13 protein-coding genes are annotated in these 17,473 nt (G+C 73.1%); 8 read left to right on the forward strand and 5 right to left on the reverse strand.

Annotation, left to right across the window (positions count from 1 at the left end):
- Nucleotides 1-217 precede the first annotated feature (217 nt).
- Complete coding sequence (locus tag ICC28_RS27290; protein ID WP_188291357.1) at nt 218-2,311, forward strand: asparagine synthase-related protein; 2,094 nt, start codon at nt 218-220, stop codon at nt 2,309-2,311.
- Between the two features lie 428 nt (nt 2,312-2,739).
- Here ICC28_RS27290 and ICC28_RS27295 read toward each other — a convergent pair whose 3' ends face one another.
- Nucleotides 2,740-3,333 carry a TetR/AcrR family transcriptional regulator gene (locus ICC28_RS27295; protein WP_188291358.1) on the reverse strand — a complete coding sequence of 198 codons (594 nt, stop codon included), beginning with the start codon at nt 3,331-3,333 and terminating at the stop codon, nt 2,740-2,742.
- A gap of 92 nt (nt 3,334-3,425) precedes the next feature.
- Here ICC28_RS27295 and ICC28_RS27300 point away from each other — a divergent pair, with 92 nt between their 5' ends.
- Complete coding sequence (locus tag ICC28_RS27300; RefSeq protein WP_188291359.1) at nt 3,426-3,842, forward strand: VOC family protein; 417 nt, start codon at nt 3,426-3,428, stop codon at nt 3,840-3,842.
- Nucleotide 3,843: 1 nt separating this feature from the next.
- On the opposite strand, the gene ICC28_RS27305 is transcribed toward ICC28_RS27300, so the two are convergent.
- Complete coding sequence (locus tag ICC28_RS27305; RefSeq protein WP_188291360.1) at nt 3,844-5,799, reverse strand: sigma-70 family RNA polymerase sigma factor; 1,956 nt, start codon at nt 5,797-5,799, stop codon at nt 3,844-3,846.
- 280 nt (nt 5,800-6,079) lie between these two features.
- Nucleotides 6,080-6,892: a TetR/AcrR family transcriptional regulator gene (locus tag ICC28_RS27310; protein WP_188291361.1), complete on the reverse strand. Its 813-nt coding sequence runs from the start codon at nt 6,890-6,892 to the stop codon at nt 6,080-6,082.
- A 386-nt stretch (nt 6,893-7,278) separates the two neighbouring features.
- Here ICC28_RS27310 and ICC28_RS27315 point away from each other — a divergent pair, with 386 nt between their 5' ends.
- Both ICC28_RS27315 and ICC28_RS27320 read left to right on the forward strand, forming a co-directional pair.
- Entirely contained in the window at nt 7,279-8,658 is a 1,380-nt protein-coding gene (locus ICC28_RS27315) for an NAD(P)/FAD-dependent oxidoreductase (RefSeq protein ID WP_188291387.1), read from the forward strand.
- Nucleotides 8,659-8,831: 173 nt separating this feature from the next.
- A complete protein-coding gene (locus ICC28_RS27320; protein ID WP_188291362.1) occupies nt 8,832-10,481 on the forward strand; it encodes a SpoIIE family protein phosphatase in 1,650 nt (549 codons plus the stop codon).
- Nucleotides 10,482-10,488: 7 nt separating this feature from the next.
- Here ICC28_RS27320 and ICC28_RS27325 read toward each other — a convergent pair whose 3' ends face one another.
- Complete coding sequence (locus ICC28_RS27325; RefSeq protein WP_188291363.1) at nt 10,489-11,187, reverse strand: helix-turn-helix transcriptional regulator; 699 nt, start codon at nt 11,185-11,187, stop codon at nt 10,489-10,491.
- A 293-nt stretch (nt 11,188-11,480) separates the two neighbouring features.
- Between ICC28_RS27325 and ICC28_RS27330 the strand changes: the two genes are divergently transcribed.
- From ICC28_RS27330 to ICC28_RS27340, 3 genes are read left to right on the forward strand one after another with little or no spacing between them, the layout of a single operon-like run.
- The gene (locus ICC28_RS27330; RefSeq protein ID WP_188291364.1) at nt 11,481-11,849 is read left to right on the forward strand and encodes a peptidase inhibitor family I36 protein; all 369 of its coding nucleotides are present in this window, start codon (nt 11,481-11,483) and stop codon (nt 11,847-11,849) included.
- A gap of 43 nt (nt 11,850-11,892) precedes the next feature.
- Nucleotides 11,893-12,543: an ABC transporter ATP-binding protein gene (locus ICC28_RS27335; protein ID WP_317454111.1), complete on the forward strand. Its 651-nt coding sequence runs from the start codon at nt 11,893-11,895 to the stop codon at nt 12,541-12,543.
- A gap of 34 nt (nt 12,544-12,577) precedes the next feature.
- Nucleotides 12,578-15,253 (forward strand): hypothetical protein, encoded by a 2,676-nt coding sequence (locus ICC28_RS27340; protein ID WP_188291366.1) that lies wholly within the window; start codon nt 12,578-12,580, stop codon nt 15,251-15,253.
- Between the two features lie 33 nt (nt 15,254-15,286).
- Here ICC28_RS27340 and ICC28_RS27345 read toward each other — a convergent pair whose 3' ends face one another.
- Nucleotides 15,287-16,552, reverse strand: coding sequence for an MFS transporter (locus tag ICC28_RS27345; protein WP_188291388.1), 1,266 nt, complete (start codon nt 16,550-16,552; stop codon nt 15,287-15,289).
- A 139-nt stretch (nt 16,553-16,691) separates the two neighbouring features.
- On the opposite strand from ICC28_RS27345, the gene ICC28_RS27350 reads away from it, so the two are divergent.
- Nucleotides 16,692-17,246, forward strand: coding sequence for a MarR family winged helix-turn-helix transcriptional regulator (locus ICC28_RS27350; RefSeq protein ID WP_188291367.1), 555 nt, complete (start codon nt 16,692-16,694; stop codon nt 17,244-17,246).
- Nucleotides 17,247-17,473: the final 227 nt, after the last annotated feature.

Here is a 17,473-nt window from a genome sequence, read left to right on the forward strand (position 1 = left end):
GTGTTCCGGGGGAGTGAATCGGGGGCGCATTCGCGTCGCAGGTGCGCGGCGACTCCCTTGCCCCGCCCGGGCGTTCGGCCTGGCAGGGGGGCGCCCTCGGGGGCGCATTCCGCGGATCTCAAGCGGCTCCGCCGCCCCTCCACAGTGCGTTCTTCATGGCAGCATGGTGAACCGGTTCGTCCGGTGCACTGGTTGTCCACAGCCTGTGGAGGCGTCGATGCGGTGGTTGGTGGGATGGAGCAGCACCGCCGCGGGAGCCGCCGAGATCGGCTCCGCGGGGGCCACCGGGCACGACGGTGAGACCGTTCACCCGGTGGGGTCCCAGCTCCTGTGGGGCGATCCGGATCCGCTCTGGGCGGTCGGCGACTGGCGGCCCGACGAGGTGCGCGTGGTGAAGGCCGACGCGCAGAACCGGATCGCCGTCCTCGGCACCTGCGGGGCGAGCGACGAGCAACTGCGGGTCGGGCTCTTCGCCGCGCGCGGAGGGGCACTTCGGCATCTGACCGCCTGGCCCGGCAGCTACACGGCCGTCGTCCAGGTCGGCCGCAGGCTCATGGTGTGCGGCGATCTGGCGGGCGCCAGGCCAGTGTTCTACACCCCCTGGGCGGGCGGCACGGCCTACTCGACGGCCGCGCTGCCGCTCGCCGACCTCATCGAGGCGAACCTCGACTTCGGGCACCTGGCGGCGCTGCTGGCCGCCCCGGACGTCCCCGCCGCCCTGCATGACTCCACCCCCTACGACGGCGTACGGCGCATTCCGCCGGGGCACGCGCTGATCCTGCGCACCGGGGCGCGGGAGATCGCCGGGTACGAGCCGGTCGCCTCCCTCGCGGTCGCGGCGCCCTCGGCCGACCCGGACAGCGCGGTGGACGGCGTGCGCGACGCGCTGGTGGAGGCGGTACGCACACGGCTGTCCGCGCCCCGGCACGTCCCCGGCGCCGACATCGACCCCGGGCCGGTCCCGGGGATGGGGCCCGCCGAACGGCGTGCCGCGCGCGGGATGCCGGTTCCGGGCATCGGCGCGGACCTGTCCGGCGGCCCGGCCTCCGGAACGCTGGCGCTGCTCGCCGCGGGCCTGCCCGGCATGCCCGGCACGGTCCTGGGGCACGGCACGGGCGCGGGGGAGCGGCTGCTGGCGGTCACCTTCAACGACCTCGCCGTGGGCGGCCGGGAGGCCGAGCTGGAGCGCGCCGGCACGCTCGCCGCCAACCCCCGGCTGCACCACGTCGTGGTGACCGGCGGCGAGGAGATGCTCCCGTACGCCGACCTCGACGGACCCCTCACGGACGAACCGGGCCCGTCCCTGGTGACGGCGGCCCGGCACCGGGCGCGGCTGGCGGCCGGCAGCGCCGACCACTTCACCGGCTACGGCGCCCGCCAGGTCCTCGACGCCCACCCCGCGCGCCTGACCGACCTGCTGATGGACCGCAAGCGCCGCCATCTGGTGCGCCCCGTCGCCGCGCTCGCCAGGGCGGACGGTTCGGTGATGGTCCCCGCGCGCGTGTACGCGGCGGCGCGCAAACTCGCCCGTACGCCCTACCGCACCGGCCTTGAGGCCCTGGCCGACCGTCTGCTGCACCGCCGCTTCGACGAGCCCGGCGGCGCCGTGGGCGCCTCGCTCGCGGCGCTCACCTGGGCCAGACCGGGGCCCGCGGCGCGCTGGCTGACGGGTGAGGCGCTCGCTGAAGTATCGGTTCGCCTCCAGGGCGGGCCGGGCCGCTCCGGGGTCGGTCCCGGCCAGCGTCCCGGCGACTACCGCGCGCGTGCCGCCCTCGCCCGCCACGCGGCCGACCTGCGCATCCTGGAGCAGGCCGCCGAGATCCGCTTCCAGCGCCTGCACGCGCCCTTCCTGGACAACCAGGTCGTACGCGCCTGCCGCGCGCTCCCCGAGGCCCTGCGCGTACAGCCCGGCGCCCGCGCCGCGATCCTGCGTACGGTCCTGGAGGGCGCCGGAGTCGCCGACCTCCCGCCCGGCTGGGGCGCCCCCTCGCACGCCCCGGCGGCGGTCGCGGCCCGCACCGGGCTGCGCGTCGCCGCCGACGACCTGATGGCCCTGTTCGGCACCCCCCTGCTCGCCGAGGCCGGCCTGGTGGAGGCCCGCGTGGTCCGCAAGGCCCTGCGCGCGGCGGCCGACGGCGAGCCCCTGCCCCTGGACGGCCTGGCCGACCTGGTCTCCCTCGAACTCTGGCTCCGCCGCCTGCTCGCCCGCCGCGGCACCTGCTGGACAGGAACCCCGGCCCGCGCCCGTGCGGTCCCCGCGGGGATCGCCCCGCAGCGGGGAGCCCTGGGGGCGGCCGCGCGGCAGGCCTGAGAGGAGACCGCGGGTCGGCGGAGTGGGCCGACGTGCGGCCGGGGCGGAGGGTGGTGGCCGGGGTCTGGTTCTGCTGTCTGCTTGTTCGTGGGGGTGTCGGTCGGCGGGCGCGCTGGCCCGGGCGTGTGCGGTGCGTGCGGGGGGGTCTCCCCGCGGTGGGGGGTGCTGGGGGCGGCCGCGCGGCAGGCCTGAGAGGAGACCGCGGGTCGGCGGAGTCGATCGTCGTGCGGCCGGGGCGGAGGGCGTTGGCCGCGTTCTGGTTCTGCCGCCTGCTCGCCCGCCGCGGCACCTGCTGGACAGGAACCCCGGCCCGCGCCCGTGCGGTCCCCCCGGGGATCGCCCCGCAGCGGGGGCCCTGGGAGCGGCCGCGCGGCAGGCCTGAGAACCCGGCCATCAGGCGGTGACGGGTTCCGTCCGTCGTCGGTGGGTCAGGCGGCGCGTAGTGCTCCCAGGAGTTGGGTCAGCGTCTCCTGGGTGCGGCCCAGGTCCGCGGGGTCGGGGGAGGTCGCCAGCCAGAGGGCGGCTTCGTTCATCGCGCCCGACAGGAGGTGGACGAGCGGGGCCAGGGGGCGGCGTGCGATGAGTCCCGCGTCCGCGAGGGAGGCCAGGGCCTCGGTGAGGTGGCGGGCCGACGTGGCCTCGTCCATCGCGCGCCATTCGCTCCACCCGAGGACGGCGGGCCCGTCGATGAGCATGATCCGCTGGATGTCCGGATCGGTGGCCGCGGTGAGGAACTCCAGGCAGCCCGCGGTGAACTGCTCCCACGGGTCGTCCCGGGCGTCCGCGGCCGCGGCGACGCGCCGGCCCACCTCCTGCTGCACCTCCTCCAGAACCGCCCGGAAGAGCTCCGGCTTACCGGTGAAGTGGTGGTACAGCGCCCCTTTGGTCACCCCGGCCGCGTGCACGATCTCCGCCAGGCTGACCGCCGCGTAGCCGTGCCCGGAGAACAGGCGCCTGCTCTCCCGCAGCAGGGTCTGCCTGGTCTGTTCCCGTTGCCGCGCCCGTACGCCCTGCTCCGGCATCGCGTTCCTCTCCCTCGCACCACCCTTTGACATACCGTTGGTATGCCAATACGTTTCTCGCATACCAACGGTATGCGAAGGGGGCTTCCGTCATGAAACTGACCGGCTTCTATCCGGTGATCGGCACGGCCAGGCTGGAGGAGTCCCGCGACTTCTACACGCGCCTGCTGGGCTTCGAGACCACGTTCGCGGCGGACTGGTACGTCAGCCTGCGCCACGCGGCGAACCCGACGTACGAACTCGCCCTCCTCGACCACACCCACCCCACCGTCCCCGAGGGCCACCGCGTCGCCGCCCAGGGGCTGCTCCTGAACTTCGAGGTGGCGGACGTGGACGCCGAGTGGGAGCGCCTCGTCGTACGGGAAGGCCTGCGCCCGCTGCTGGAACTGCGCAGCGAGGACTTCGGCCAGCGCCACTTCATCGTGGCCGATCCCAACGACGTACTGATCGACGTCATCACGCCCGTCCCGCCCGCAGCGGAGTACGCCGCCCACTACGCCGACCAGTGAGTCAGGAGCAGGCGAACTTCGACTCCGCCCAGTCCGCGAGCAGCAGCTTGTCGAGGTGGTTGTGCGGCTCGACCACCAGTCGCACGGTCTTGCGTCCGGCGATGTTCACCGAGACGGGGACCGCCGGGTCGTTGCCGTGGATCATCCCGGAGCGCCACAGCCGGACGCCGTCGGCGTAGACGGAGAAGTAGAAGCGGCCCAGCCCCCGGTTCATGTCGTCGACGCCGACCAGGGCCTGGTAGGAGTTGCACTGCCGGTTGAGGTCGATGGTGACCGAGGACTCGCCGTGCACGGTCACGCCGCGGGCGTACTGCTTGCCGTCGATCCACACGCCGTGCCGCTGCCAGACCCAACTGCTCTCGCCGATGCGCATCTCCGGCGCCGTGCCGTCGCCGTTGACGTCGTACGACAGCTCGCTCCACTGGTAGACCTCCGGCGGGGGCGGCGGAGTCGGGGTGGGCGTCGGGGTGGGCGTGGGGCTCGGTGTCGGGGTCGGGCTGGGCCTCGGCGTCGGAGTGGGGCTCGGTGTCGGGGTCGGGCTGGGCCTCGGCGTCGGGGTGGGGCTCGGGGTCGGTGTCGGGGTCGGCTCCGGGGCGAGCACCGGCGGCAGCGGCTGGGGCTGCTTCTTCGGGGGCTTCGGGGTGGGCGACTCCCGTACGACGGGAGCCGGCGGCGAGGACATGGGCGGCTTGGCGTCCGGCTCCGGCGGCTTCTCGTCGTTGCCGACCAGGGCGAGCGCCACCGCGGCCGCGGCCACCGCGACCACACCGGCGGCGATACCGGCCTTCACCGGCGCGCCGAGCCCCTCGGAGGCCGCGGCGCCGCCACCGGCACCCGCCCCGCCCGAGGAGGAGCCGCCCGCAGCGGCAGCGGCGCCCGCGGCGCCCGCCGCACCCGCTCCGGCACCGCCCGCGATGAGCCCGACCGCCTTGGCGTACCCGGCGGCACCGAACCAGCCGATGACCGCGACCGGCACGACGGCGGGGATGCCGCTGGCGACTTCCTTGATCTGGCCCGCGGCCAGCCGGCACTTGGCGCACTCCTCCAGGTGCTTGCGCAGGCCGCGCTCGGCACGCGTGCGCAGGCCGCCGCGCGCGTAGGCGCCGAGCCGGTCGGCATAGCGGGCGCACTCCTCGTCGCCGGCGAGGCTGGCGCTGACATGGGCCTGGAGGTAGGCCTGCTTGAGGCCCTCGCGGGCCCGACTGGCCAGCACCCGCGTGCCGTTGGCGTCGAGGCCGAAGAGCGTGGCCACCTCGCTCGGCGACTCGTCCTCGACCTCGGTGTGCCACAGCACGGCCTGCCAGCGCTCGGGCAGCGAGCGGAAGGCCTGCATGGCCATCGACTGCTCGGCCTCGTGCATCGCCCGCACATCCGCGCCCAGTTCCAGCGTGTCGTCGTCGGACACCTCCGACGAGCGCGCGGCCTGGGTGGCGAACACCGCGAAGTCGTCGACGAGTTGCTCCCGCTTCGCCGACTTCGTCCAGGTGGCGGCGACGCGCCGGACACTGGTGAGCAGATACGCGCGTACGGCGTGCTCGGGGCCGGATCCGCCGCGGACCGCCTGGAGCATGCGGGCGAAGACCTCGGCGGTGAGGTCGTCGGCGGTGTGGCCGTCGCGGCAGCAGGTGCGGGCGTACCGGCGGACCGCGTCAGCGTGGCGCCGGTACAGCTCCTCGTAGGCCGTGTCGTCGCCCGAGCGCATCCGCTCGATCAGGTCGGCATCGGAGGGCGGCAGATCCCTGGGCGGGGGCAGGACGCCGTCCTCGCGCCAGTCGCGCTGGGCGGGGACGCTGCCTTCCACGGGCTCGCCGCCCTGCGCCGGGATGCCGGCCGCCACCGGTCCGCCGCTCTGCGGCAGATCCGGGCGCCCGCCCTGACTCGGCACCTGCGGCGAGTCCGGGCCGCGGCCCTCCGCTTCACCGTCACCGCGTGACTCGTCCCGCCCGTCAACGCTCATCGCGGAAAGCCCCCGCCGCCAGCCCAACCAGTCCCGACCACCGGGTCAGAGTGCCATATTGGCTTTTGGTCAGGACCCGCTGGCAAGAGGCATCCACTCGTCCGTGGGGACTTGCCGCAATGCAGTACTAGCCGTCACCCGTACGGGGAAGGGTCAAATGACGCTCTCCGCAGGGCAGTTGGGTCATCGGCCCGAAATGACCGGTGTGTCCCCGGGGGTGGCCGGCGCGGGAGCCTCCCGGCGCCCGCGCCCCACCGTCACCATTTCGAGTCACACGCCGTCACGACGGCCGCGACCGCAGACCCTCCAGGAGGATGTCCAGCAGTCGCGCCGAGGCCGCCGCCTGCTGCGCCGCGTCCGGCAGCGAGGGCGCCGCCGTCGCTATCACCAGCAGAACGTCCGCCACCGACACATCGGCCCGCAACTCACCCGCCGCGCGCGCCCGCTCCACGAGCTGCCCCACGACATCCAGCAGCGCCGCCGCACCGCCATCGTCCCCGGGGACCCCGGACGCCCCGGAGACCCCCGAGCCCCCGGCCGGGCTCGCCGGCTCTCCCGGCACCAGCCGCAGCTCACCCGCGCCCGGCTGGGTCCGCTGCTGCGGCACCCGCGCCTCGTCGAACCCGGCGCCGTCGGCGCGCTCGTCCGCGACCCCGACCCGCAGCACCTGCGGCGGCAGCAGCCGCCCGGCACCCGAGGCCACCGACGTCCGCAGGAACCGCGACAGCGCCGACCACGGCTCGTCCTCCTGCCCGAGCGCGGCCCGGGCCTGCTCGGTCAGCCGGGAGGTCTCCTCCTCGGCTATCCGCCGCACCAGGACGTCCTTGCTCGGGAAGCGCCGGTACACCGTGCCGACGCCGACCCGCGCGCGCCGCGCCACGTCCTCCATCGGCGCGCCGTACCCCAGTTCACCGAAGACCTCGCGCGCCGCGCGCAGGACGTGCTCCAGATTGCGCTGTGCGTCCACGCGCAGCGGCGTCGTCCGCGGGCCGTCCCCGCGTCCGTTCCCCGTCGCGCTCATGGCGCCGCCCATCGCCCCGCCACCGGGCGCGACGGCGGACGCGGACGACCAATGAGAGTCCTGAACATGCATAAGTGATCCCCCGGTAATGACGTCTCCCCCCGGAGACTCTCCCCGCCATTCGACAGCCGGAGTGTTGTGGAACGAGCCCGGACCACGAGCCCGCCCGTCGCGAACCCGTAGAGCCCGACGAGCGCATCCCCCACACACCGTCGACACACGAACATAGTTGAGAGGGAGTCAATTCAGAAGGGGCAGGTTCCGCACGGAGCGCCCCCCGATCGGAGTACGGGCCGCATAAGTCCCGATTGCACCCCCTGGAAACCCCCGGCGCACACCCGTTGACCTGCGGTCCTTCCGCGCACTCCGGTAATTCGGCCAACCCCGGCCGCCGACGCCCGGCGGTCACACAAATTGCCGAGGCTGTGGACAAACTCAAGCGCTGGGTGCGTCATGGGGTGGTGAAGGAACGTGCGCGCATTCTCGTTGTCGGCGGCGGCTACGTCGGGATGTACACGGCACTGCGACTCCAGCGGAAGTTGAAACGGGAACTCAAACGCGGAGAAGTCGAGGTCACGGTCGTCACTCCCGACCCGTACATGACTTATCAGCCGTTCCTTCCCGAAGCCGCCGCCGGTTCCATCTCCCCCCGCCATGTCGTGGTCCCCCTGCGCCGCGTCCTCGACCGCTGCCGGCTCGTCGTCGGCGAGGTCCGCTCCATCGACCACGCGGGGCGCACCGCCACCCTCACCACCCTCGCCACCGAGGAGGAGGGCACCGGCACCGAACAGCTCTCCTACGACGAACTCGTCCTCGCCCCCGGCTCCGTGTCCCGCACGCTCCCCGTCCCCGGACTCGCCGAGCACGGCATCGGATTCAAGACCGTCGAAGAGGCCATCGGACTGCGCAACCACGTCATCGAGCAGATGGACATCGCCTCCGCCACCCGCGACCCCGCGATCCGCGACGCGGCCCTCACCTTCGTCTTCGTCGGCGGCGGCTACGCGGGCGTCGAGGCGCTCGCCGAACTGGAGGACATGGCCCGCTACACCGCGCGGTACTACCACAACGTCCGCCGCGAGGACATGAAGTGGATCCTCGTCGAGGCCTCCGACCGCATCCTGCCCGAGGTCGGCGAGGAGATGGGCCGCTACACCGTCACCGAACTGCGCCGCCGCAACATCGACGTACGCCTCGGCACCCGCCTGGAGACCTGCGCCGACCGGATCGCCGTCCTCAGCGACGGCGCCCGCTTCCCCACCCGCACCCTCGTGTGGACCGCCGGCGTCAAACCCCACCCCCTGGTCGCCGCCACCGACCTGCCGCGCACGGACCGGGGACGGCTGAAGTGCACCCCCGAGCTGACGATCGAGGGCACCACGCGCGCGTGGGCCGCGGGCGACGCCGCCGCCGTCCCCGACGTCACCGCCGCCGAACCGGGCCGCGAGACCGCCCCCAACGCCCAGCACGCCCTGCGCCAGGCCAAGCTCCTCGGCGACAACATCGCGCACGCACTGCGCGGCGAGCCCCTGGAGACGTACTCCCGCAAATACGTCGGCTCGGTGGCCTCCCTGGGCCTCCACAAAGGCGTCGCACATGTCTACGGACGCAAGCTGAAGGGCTACCCTGCCTGGTTCATGCACCGCGTCTACCACCTGAGCAGGGTGCCCACCTTCAACCGCAAGGCCCGTGTCCTGGCCGAATGGACGCTGTCGGGGCTCTTCAAACGGGAGATCGTCTCCCTCGGTTCACTCGAACATCCCCGAGCGGAGTTCGAACTCGCGGCCGGTGGAAAGCCTCCTCACGAACCGAACGACGACTCGAAGGGGTCGTCCTGACCGGACCGAGGAACTCCACCGAGCGGGCAGGCGTCTGACGGATGTCGGCCCGGTCCGCCACACTGCCAGACTGACCCCGCCCCTGGACGACCCTGGACGACCAACGGACGGGCACCACCCCGCCCCGGCCGGGTCCGGAGCTGGCCGAAGACGACGACACGAGGCAAGGATTCGTGAACTTCACGCGCTGGAGCGCCCGGCTCCCCGGAACGCAGCGCCGCGCCGCAGCGCGGACCGAACACACGGTCACCGCCGAGCGGCGGGGGGAGAGCGCGAGCTCCGTCCCCGCGGCCAGAGCCGAACAGCTCACCGACGAGACCCCGCCCGTCCCCGCCGTGGACGATCTGCCCGTACGCGAGGTCCTCGACCGCGTCCCGGCCCTCGTCGCCCTGGTCCACGGCCCCGACCACCGCCTCGGCTACGTCAACGACGCCTACGCCACGGCCTTCGGCGACCGCGCCCTCGGCGAACAGGCCCGCGTGGTCATGCCGGAACTCGACGAGCTGGGCCTCTTCCCCCTCCTCGACCAGGTCCTGCGCAGCGGCAAGCCCCGCACGGTCAAGTCCCGCAAGGCCCCCGACGGCCGCTCCTACACCTTCACGTGCAGCCCGGTGACCGAGGGGGACGGCGGCGTCCTGATCTTCGCCACCGACGTCACCGACCACGCCGAGGCCGCCGAACGCCTGCGCGCCAGCGAGCGCCGCCAGCGCGAGACCGCGGTCACCCTGCAGCGCTCCCTGCTCCCGCAGGAACTGGAGGAGCCGGACGACCTGCGCATCGCGGCCACCTACCAGCCCGGCGGCACCGAGGCCGCCGTCGGCGGCGACTGGTACGACGTGATCACCCTCGGCGGCGGCCGCACGGCCCTGGTGATCGGCGACGTCATGGGCAGGGGCGTGCGCGCGGCGGCCGTCATGGGCCAACTGCGTACGGCGGTCAGGGCCTACGCCCGCCTCGACCTCCCCCCGCACGAGGTCCTCCAGCTCCTCGACGGCCTCGCCACCGAGATCGACGCCAACCAGATCGCCACCTGCGTCTACGCCGTCCACGACCCGAACGAGGGCCGACTGGTGTACGCCTCCGCCGGCCACCTCCCGATCCTCGTCCGCGACGAGAACGGCACGGTCCTGCGCGCCGACGAGCCGACCGGCCCGCCGCTGGGCACCGGCGGCTGGATGCACGCGTCCGGCTCGATCCCGCTGAGCCCCGGCTCCACGGCCGTGCTCTACACGGACGGCCTGGTGGAGCGCCGCGACGAGGACCTGGACGAGGGCATCGCCGCCCTGGAGCGCGCCCTGGCCGGCGCCACGGGCACCCCCCAGGTGGTCTGCGACCGCCTGGTCCGCTCGGCGGGCGTCACGGCCGACCACGACGACGACGTGGCGGTCCTGGTGCTCCAGCACCCGGCCCGCAGCGGCCCGGACAGCGAACTGTTCCGCAACGCGGCACTGGAACTGCTCGGCGGCGTGGAAGCGGCCCCACGCGCGCGTGCGTTCGCCTCCGGCGTGCTGACGAGCTGGCGGTTCCCCACGGAACTCCACGACCTCGGGGTCCTCGCCGCGAGCGAGCTGGTCGCCAACAGCCTCCAGCACGGGCACCCGCCCATGCGGCTGCGCCTGCGCCGCACCGACCGCCGCCTGATCGTCGAGGTCACCGACGGCGACGACCACCTCCCCCGCCGCCGTCGCGCCGAACCCGCCGACGAGTCCGGCCGAGGCATCGCCATCGTCGCCACGATCGCCTCCGCCTGGGGCTCCAGACGCGCCCCGGGCGGCGGCAAGGCCGTGTGGTGCGAGTTCGTACTGCCGCAGGCGACGCCCTGACGGGCCGTCACACCCACTCGGCCACCTGCATCTCCGTCAGGCGGGTGGTCCCGACCCCCGCCTGCCAGGCGATGCGGGCCGCGTGCAGCCGGGTGTCGGCACCGAGCTTCGTGTAGATGCGCCGCAGATGGTCCTTGACGGTGTCGGTGCTCAGATTGAGCGCGCTCGCGATCTCCCGGTTGGGCAGGCCGTCGCCGACGAGCGCAAGGACGTCCCGTTCGCGCGGGGTGAGCGCGGACACCAGGGCCTCGGCCGGAGCACGTTCCTGGTGCGGGTGGACGGGACGGACGTACGCGTTCTTCACGGGCTCCGTCAGGCAGGGGTCCAGCGCCAGACTTCCCTGGGCCACGGCGGCCACCGCCCACGGCAGGTGCACGGCGGCGGTGGCCCGGCGGAGGATGCCCGCCGCGCCGTGCCGGAGCAGGTGACGCGTGCCGTGCCCGGTCAGCCGGTCGGCCAGTACGACGCTGGCGGGCGTCCGGCGCCGACCCGCTGGTTCCGGGCGCCGTTGCCCGCCCGCGTCCGGTCCATGGAGCCGCAGCAGCGTGTGCAGGGCCTCGCTCTCCGCCGCATGGCTGATCACCAGGACGTCGGGCCGTGACCACCGCACGATGTCCGTCACGGTGCCGGGCGCTCCCTCGGCGACGACACCGAAACGCTGCGTCTCCTCCAGCGCCGCACGGACCGCTGTCCGTACGGAGTGCATGGGCGCAACCAACGCAACACGTAGCATCCGTTCCCCCGTCAGGCCAGACCGCTCGGTCATGAGGAGCTCGCTGTGGTCCAACCGGTCCTTCAGGATTCAAGCATCGACGGTAGCTTCACGCTTGTGAACGCACAGGTCAAGCGGATCCTGCCCGTAGGGGGAACGCATCACGTCTGTCAACTCCCCTACTGGGTGGGAGAGATCAAGAGCCCCCCGGGCGGTGGGGTACGCAAGTGACGGGTGAGGCGACAGGGTTGTGAAGACCTGGAACGCCTGACGCCCAAGGGGGACCGATGAGAGTCAAGACAGCCATCGCGGCGACGATGATCGTGGGCGCGAGCCTGCTCACCACGCAGGGCGTGGCGAACGCGGCGCTGAGCGACTGCAACTCCAACAACATGTGCATGTGGGGGAACAACGACTTCCGGTGGATGATCGGCGAACGCGCCCACGGCTCCAACACGTGGGTGAACCTGACCGGCGACCGGAACGACGAGATGGACTCGTGGGCCAACCGCTCGGCCACCCACACCGGTTGCATGGCCGAGAACTCCAACGGCTCCGGCGACCGGCAGACCATGCACCGGAACGACAACGACAACAACGTCGCCCCCTGGAACAGCGACGAGATCTCGTCCTGGCGCACGACGAACGGATGCTGAGTTGACCACAGCCGCTGGTGTTCCGCTCGTCCGGACGAGCGGAGTGAGCAAGGCGTATCGCTCCGCGGTCGAAACCGTCTGGGCCGCGCGGGACGTGGACTTCACCGCCCGGGCGGGAGAGTTCGTCTGCGTCTACGGCGCCAGCGGCTCCGGCAAGTCGACACTGCTGAACCTGCTCGCCGGCCTGGATCACGCCGACTCCGGCGAGATCCGGGTCGGCGGCGTCGAGGTGAGCACGGCCGACGAGGCGCAACGCGCGGAGCTGCGGCTGCGTACCGTCGGCGTGGTGTTCCAGGAGCACAACCTGATCGAGGAGTTCACCGCCGCGGAGAACGTCGCCCTGCCCCTGGAGGCATGCGGCGTCCCGGTCGCCGAGGCCCGGGAGCAGGCGCTGGTCCAGCTGGCCCGCGTCGGTCTGGCCGGGCTGGAGGACCGACTGCCGTGGCAGCTGTCCGGCGGCCAGCGGCAGCGGGTGGGCGTCGCCCGGGCACTGACCGGACAGCGGTCGGTCCTGCTGGCGGACGAGCCGACCGGCGCGCTGGACTCGGTGGCCACCCGCGAGCTGTTCGAGCTGTTTCGGAAGCTGTGCGACGACGGCGTACTGGCCGTGATCTGCTCGCACGATCCGCGCTGCCGCGACTTCGCCGACACGGTCTACGAGGTCGTCGACGGCCGCCTGGAGCCCCGCCCGTGAACACCACGCACACGACACGGGGGCACCGGCCCGCATGACGCACAACGGCACACCACAGAACGGCCCCCACGCCGCCCCGCCGACCGACGGCGTGACACGCGCCGCCGGTACCCACGACGGCATGCCGACCGCCCGTATGACGCGCTCCGGCCAGATCCGCCTGGCCCTCCGGCTCGCCCGGCGGCTCGCCCGCTCGCGGCCGTTGGCCCGGTCGGTGTCGATCGTGTTCGTCGCCGCGCTGCTGGTGATGGCCATGTTCGTCACCCTGCGCACGCTGTCCCTGTCGGGCGAACAGGTCGCCGACAACGAACTGGGCCGCTTCGGCGCCAAGGTCGGCTACGGCAGTGGCGTGGCCCTCCTGCCGGGCGACGACACGTTCGTCACCGACCTCCGGGCCCGCCTGCGCGACGCAGGTGTCACCGGCGCGGAGGTCGTGCTCAGCGCGACCGACGTCCAGCTGAACACCACGCCGGCCCGCAACGTGACGGCACTGGAGACCGCCTGGACCACCCAGCCGTACCCCGAGCGGTACAACCTGCTGTCGGGCCGCTGGCCGAGCAGCCCCGGCGAGGTGGCCGTCACCGAACCGCGCGACGTGCGCACGCCCGTGGGCCAGACCCTTACGGTCCTGGGTGACGTACGGCTCAAGGTCGTCGGCACCGTCGACGACCGGGCCGCCGACACCACCAACCTGCTGCTCGGGCCGGGCACCTGGGCCGCACTCGACCCCGCTCTGAGCACGGGATTCCCGGTGCTGAACGCGCAGATGGACGTGATGTGGCCGGGGGAGAGGCAGTCGGCGGCCGTCGACGCGTTCACCGCCGCGGCCCGCACCTGGGCGCAGGACACGAAGGACAACGCGGACGCCGCCGCCCTCAGCCAGGACGCGCACAACGCTGTGGCCGCCACCCTGGTCACCAGGGACCAGCTGCTGGGACGCCCCCAGAAGACCTGGATCGAGAAGACCCCCGCCGGCTACACCGTCCCCTCCCTCCTGGTGCCGACGGCCGCCGTCGCCCTGGTGTTCGGCCTGAACGGCCGCCGCTTCAGGCGCACCACGGCCTCCCTGACGTCCGTAGGCATATCCCGTACGACGGCGGCGGCCGGCCCCGCCCTGGCCGCGCTGGCCTGGTCACTGGTCGCCGCGGCCTGCGGAGCGGTGGCCGGGCTCGCCGTGGGCATCGTCGCCCGGCTGATCGTCTCCCGCCTGCGCGAACGCCCCGCGGGCCCGCTCGACGACCTCGCCACGCCCGCGCTGCGTCTGCTCGCCGTCGTCCTGGTGACCGGCCTGACCGCCGCCGTGCTGCTCGCCCGCACCCGGCGCGACGGATCCCCCCGGCCGCACCGCGACCACGACAGCGCGCCCCGGCCCGGCGGCACCTTCGCCCGCCGTGCCCGCGACGCCAGACACCTGCTGGCCGTCGCCGCCTGGTGCGCCACGGCGGTGTACGCCACCCGGGTCGACTCGCCCGCCCAGGCCATGGTCCTGACCGGCATCCTCATCGCCGCCGTGCTGCTGACCGTCCCCGAAGTGTTCGCCGGAATGCTCAGGCTGCTCCCGGAGGGCGGGCCCCGCCGTCGCCTGGTGCGCCGCCAGCTCGCCGCCGACCGGGGCCGGGCCTGCGCCGCCCTGGCCGTGCTCACCGTGCTGTTCGGGGCCTCGCTGGGCTACGTCACCCTGCTGGACACCCTGATCCGCACGGTCGAGAAGCAGTCGTACCCCGCCGTCCTCCCCGGCCAGGTCCTGCTCGCCGGCCACACCAGCGACACCTACCCGCCCGGCGAGGCACTGCTGCGCACGGCCGACAGCTCCGGCGCCCTCGACGGCCTGCCCCGCACGGAGGTGCGCTACCTGATGTCCGACGACCTCGACAACCCCCGGATGGCCGTCCGGGAGGGCAACGACGGCAGCCTGCTCGCCGCGGACAGCCCCCGTGACGTCGAGCGCCTGATCGGCCGGCGCCTCGACGCCCGGCAGACCTCCGTCCTGCGCGACGGCGGTCTGCTGGTCTGGTCGCACGTCACCGACGCCCCCGCCCCCGGGAACAACGCACGCCTCCGTCTCGCCGTCCGACAGGGCGACAAGGCCCTGGGCCGCACACCCGAGCTGCCCGCGACCGCCGTGGACGTGGCCCGGGCCGAGTGGCGCACCGGCTCCGACGGCATCATGCTGCGCACCACCGCGACCGCCCTGCGCCTCCCCCTGCAGGCCGACGGCCCGGTCATGGTCACCGGCGTCCCCGACACCAAGGCCCGAGCCCTGCAGCAAGCCGTCATCACCGCCGGTATCGACGCCGGAGCCGTCCTGATCCACATGGAGCCCGACGACCCGGTACCCCCGGCGGCGCTCCTGGCCACCGCGGTCGGCCTGGTGTTCCTGGCCCTGGCCGCCGTACTGGCCGCCACCCGCAGCCAGACCCGCATCCTGCGCGGCTATCTCGCCCGCCTGATCGCCGTCGGCATCCCCCCGCGCTGGGCCCGCCAGATCCTGCTCTGCCAGCACGGCGCCCTCATCGCGGTGAGCACCCTGCTCGGCCTGATCATCGCCGTTGTCCCCAGCGCGGTCCTCGCCGCCCGGATCTCCGGGTCCGTCCTGAGCGTCCCGTGGTGGCAGCTGGCCGTACTCGCCGCGGCGATCTACTTGGCCGCCCTCCTGGCCGCCGCCCACTCCGCCCACCGGCTCCGGGCGACGGAAGCGTGGCGGGCCTGACCCCTCACGCCAGCGCCTCGCCGTACGGAGGCCTCACACCTCCGCGGACACCGGCTCCACACCACTCCGGGCCACCACTCGGCCCTTGGCCGTCCACGGCCGGTCCTGCGCGGGAGTCAGCGCACGGCCCAGACGCACCGCCAGCACGCTGATCCCCAGCGAGAACAGCAGAAACGTCACGACGTACGGCCCGTGCAGCGACGCCCCCATGGGCCCGCCCACCGCAGGCCCGACCGCCAGCGCCAACTGCTTCACCAGGGCGAAAGCCGAGTTGTACTGCCCAGCAAGCCCCGCAGGCGCCAGGTCCGCCACCAACGGCGCCACCGTCGGCGACAGCATCGCCTCACCCAGCCCGAACAGCGCGTACGTGGAGACGAAGGCAGCCGTGGCCATCTCCTGGCTCCCGTTCCCGAGCCCCGCGTACGCCGCCACCGCCCACGCCAGGGCCCAGATCAGCCCGACCGCGGCGATCACCCGCGACCGCCGCCGCCGCTCGACGAACCTCAGCACCGCGAACTGCGCCACCACGATCACCGCCGTGTTGGCGGCCAGCGCCGTCCCGAGCGCCGACGTCGAGATCCCGGCGGCCTCCACCCCGTACGCGGCGAGCCCCGACTCGAACTGGCCGTAGCAGGCGAAGAACAGCACGAAGCCCAGCACGCACAGCTGCACCATCGCCCGGTTCCCCAGCAACTGCTTCCAGCTGCCCCGCGCAGACGCGGGCGCACCCTCGATCCGCGGTGCACGCGGCATCCGCACCGTCGCCATCACCACGACCAGCAGCAGGAACATCGCCGCCTCGATCGCGAACAGCAGCGTGAACGACGACACCCGCGTCGTGTCGACGAGGTGACCGCCGATGAGCCCGCCGACACCCAGCCCCAGGTTCTGCAGGAAGAACTGCATCGCGAAGGCGCGCGAGCGGGTCTCCGCGGTGGAGCAGTCCACGATCATCGTCGCGAGCGCGGGCTGCATGACGGCCTGCCCGGCCCCCAGCGCCGCCGCCGACAACAGCACGGCCGCCGCACTGCTCGCCAGCCCCAGGCTCAGCGCCCCCAGCGCGGCCGTGACCAGAGCGACGAGCAGCACCGGCAGCGGGCCCCGCCGGACGATGGCCCGCCCGGCGAACGGCAGCACGACCAGCGCGGCCACGGCGAACACGGCGAGTACAAGACCCGCCGTCACGGCCCCCAGCCCTCGCACCTGCGCCACATAGACGTACAGGTACGGGACGGTGAAGCCGAGCCCGAACGCGCTGAGTGCGTTGCCCACGTGAATCCGGCGCATCGCTGCGCCCATCGCCCTGGTCACGTTCACCTCTCTCAAGTAGTTAGTCCTGAAGTGGTTAGGACTGAAGACTTCAAAGCTAAAGTTCGAAGCTAAACACTACACAGAGAAGGACTTCGACGCCAATCGCTGCCGTGCCATACTGCGAGGCATGGGCGACACCTCCGGCAACATCAGCAGTGAGCCGACCCTCGAAGAGCAGATCGCCGCCTACCAGCGCGAGTTCCAGGACCTCGACCCCCAGGTCGAGAAGATCGTCTCGGCCCTGTCCCGCCTGAACCGCCGCATGAACGTCGCCTACGGCCGCCAGACCGCCGCCCTCGGCATCAGCAACGCCGAGTGGGAGGTCCTCAAGGCCCTCGTCCTCTCCGGCGCCCCGTACCGCCTGGGACCCAGCGACCTCGCCAAGCGCCTCGGCCTGACGCCGGCCGCGATGACCCACCGCATCGACCGCATGGTCACCGAGGGCCTGGTCACCAGGGAGCGCGACGAGTCCAACCGCGTCCGCGTGATCGTGGAGCTCACGACCGAGGGCCGCGCGAAGTGGCTGGAGGCCATGCGCCTCGCCTCGGTCTTCGAGGAGGACCTGCTCCAGGACCTCTCCCCGGACGAGCGCACGGCCCTCGGCGAGGTCCTCACCCGCCTGCTGCGCAGGGTGGAGCACGCCCAGCCGGACGCCGGCGGCCGTCTCAGCGACCTCGATTAAAGATCTTGACAGGGGGTGCTTGACACCCCCCTCCCCGTTCCGTAGAGTTCTTCGGGTTGCCGCCGAGCCGTAACGGTTCAGCGACAGCACCTCCGCCGCTCTGAGCGGCACCACAAACCACCAGCACGATCTCCCACTCGGGATGAATTCGGCGTGCCCGAATTCAATTCGATTCGGGTATGGCAGCCCGATTAGGAACTGCCGGAAGGATCCGCTAAGGTTTGAGG

Origin of the sequence: Streptomyces sp. TRM68416 (assembly GCF_014596915.1) — a bacterium.
Lineage (GTDB): Bacteria > Actinomycetota > Actinomycetes > Streptomycetales > Streptomycetaceae > Streptomyces.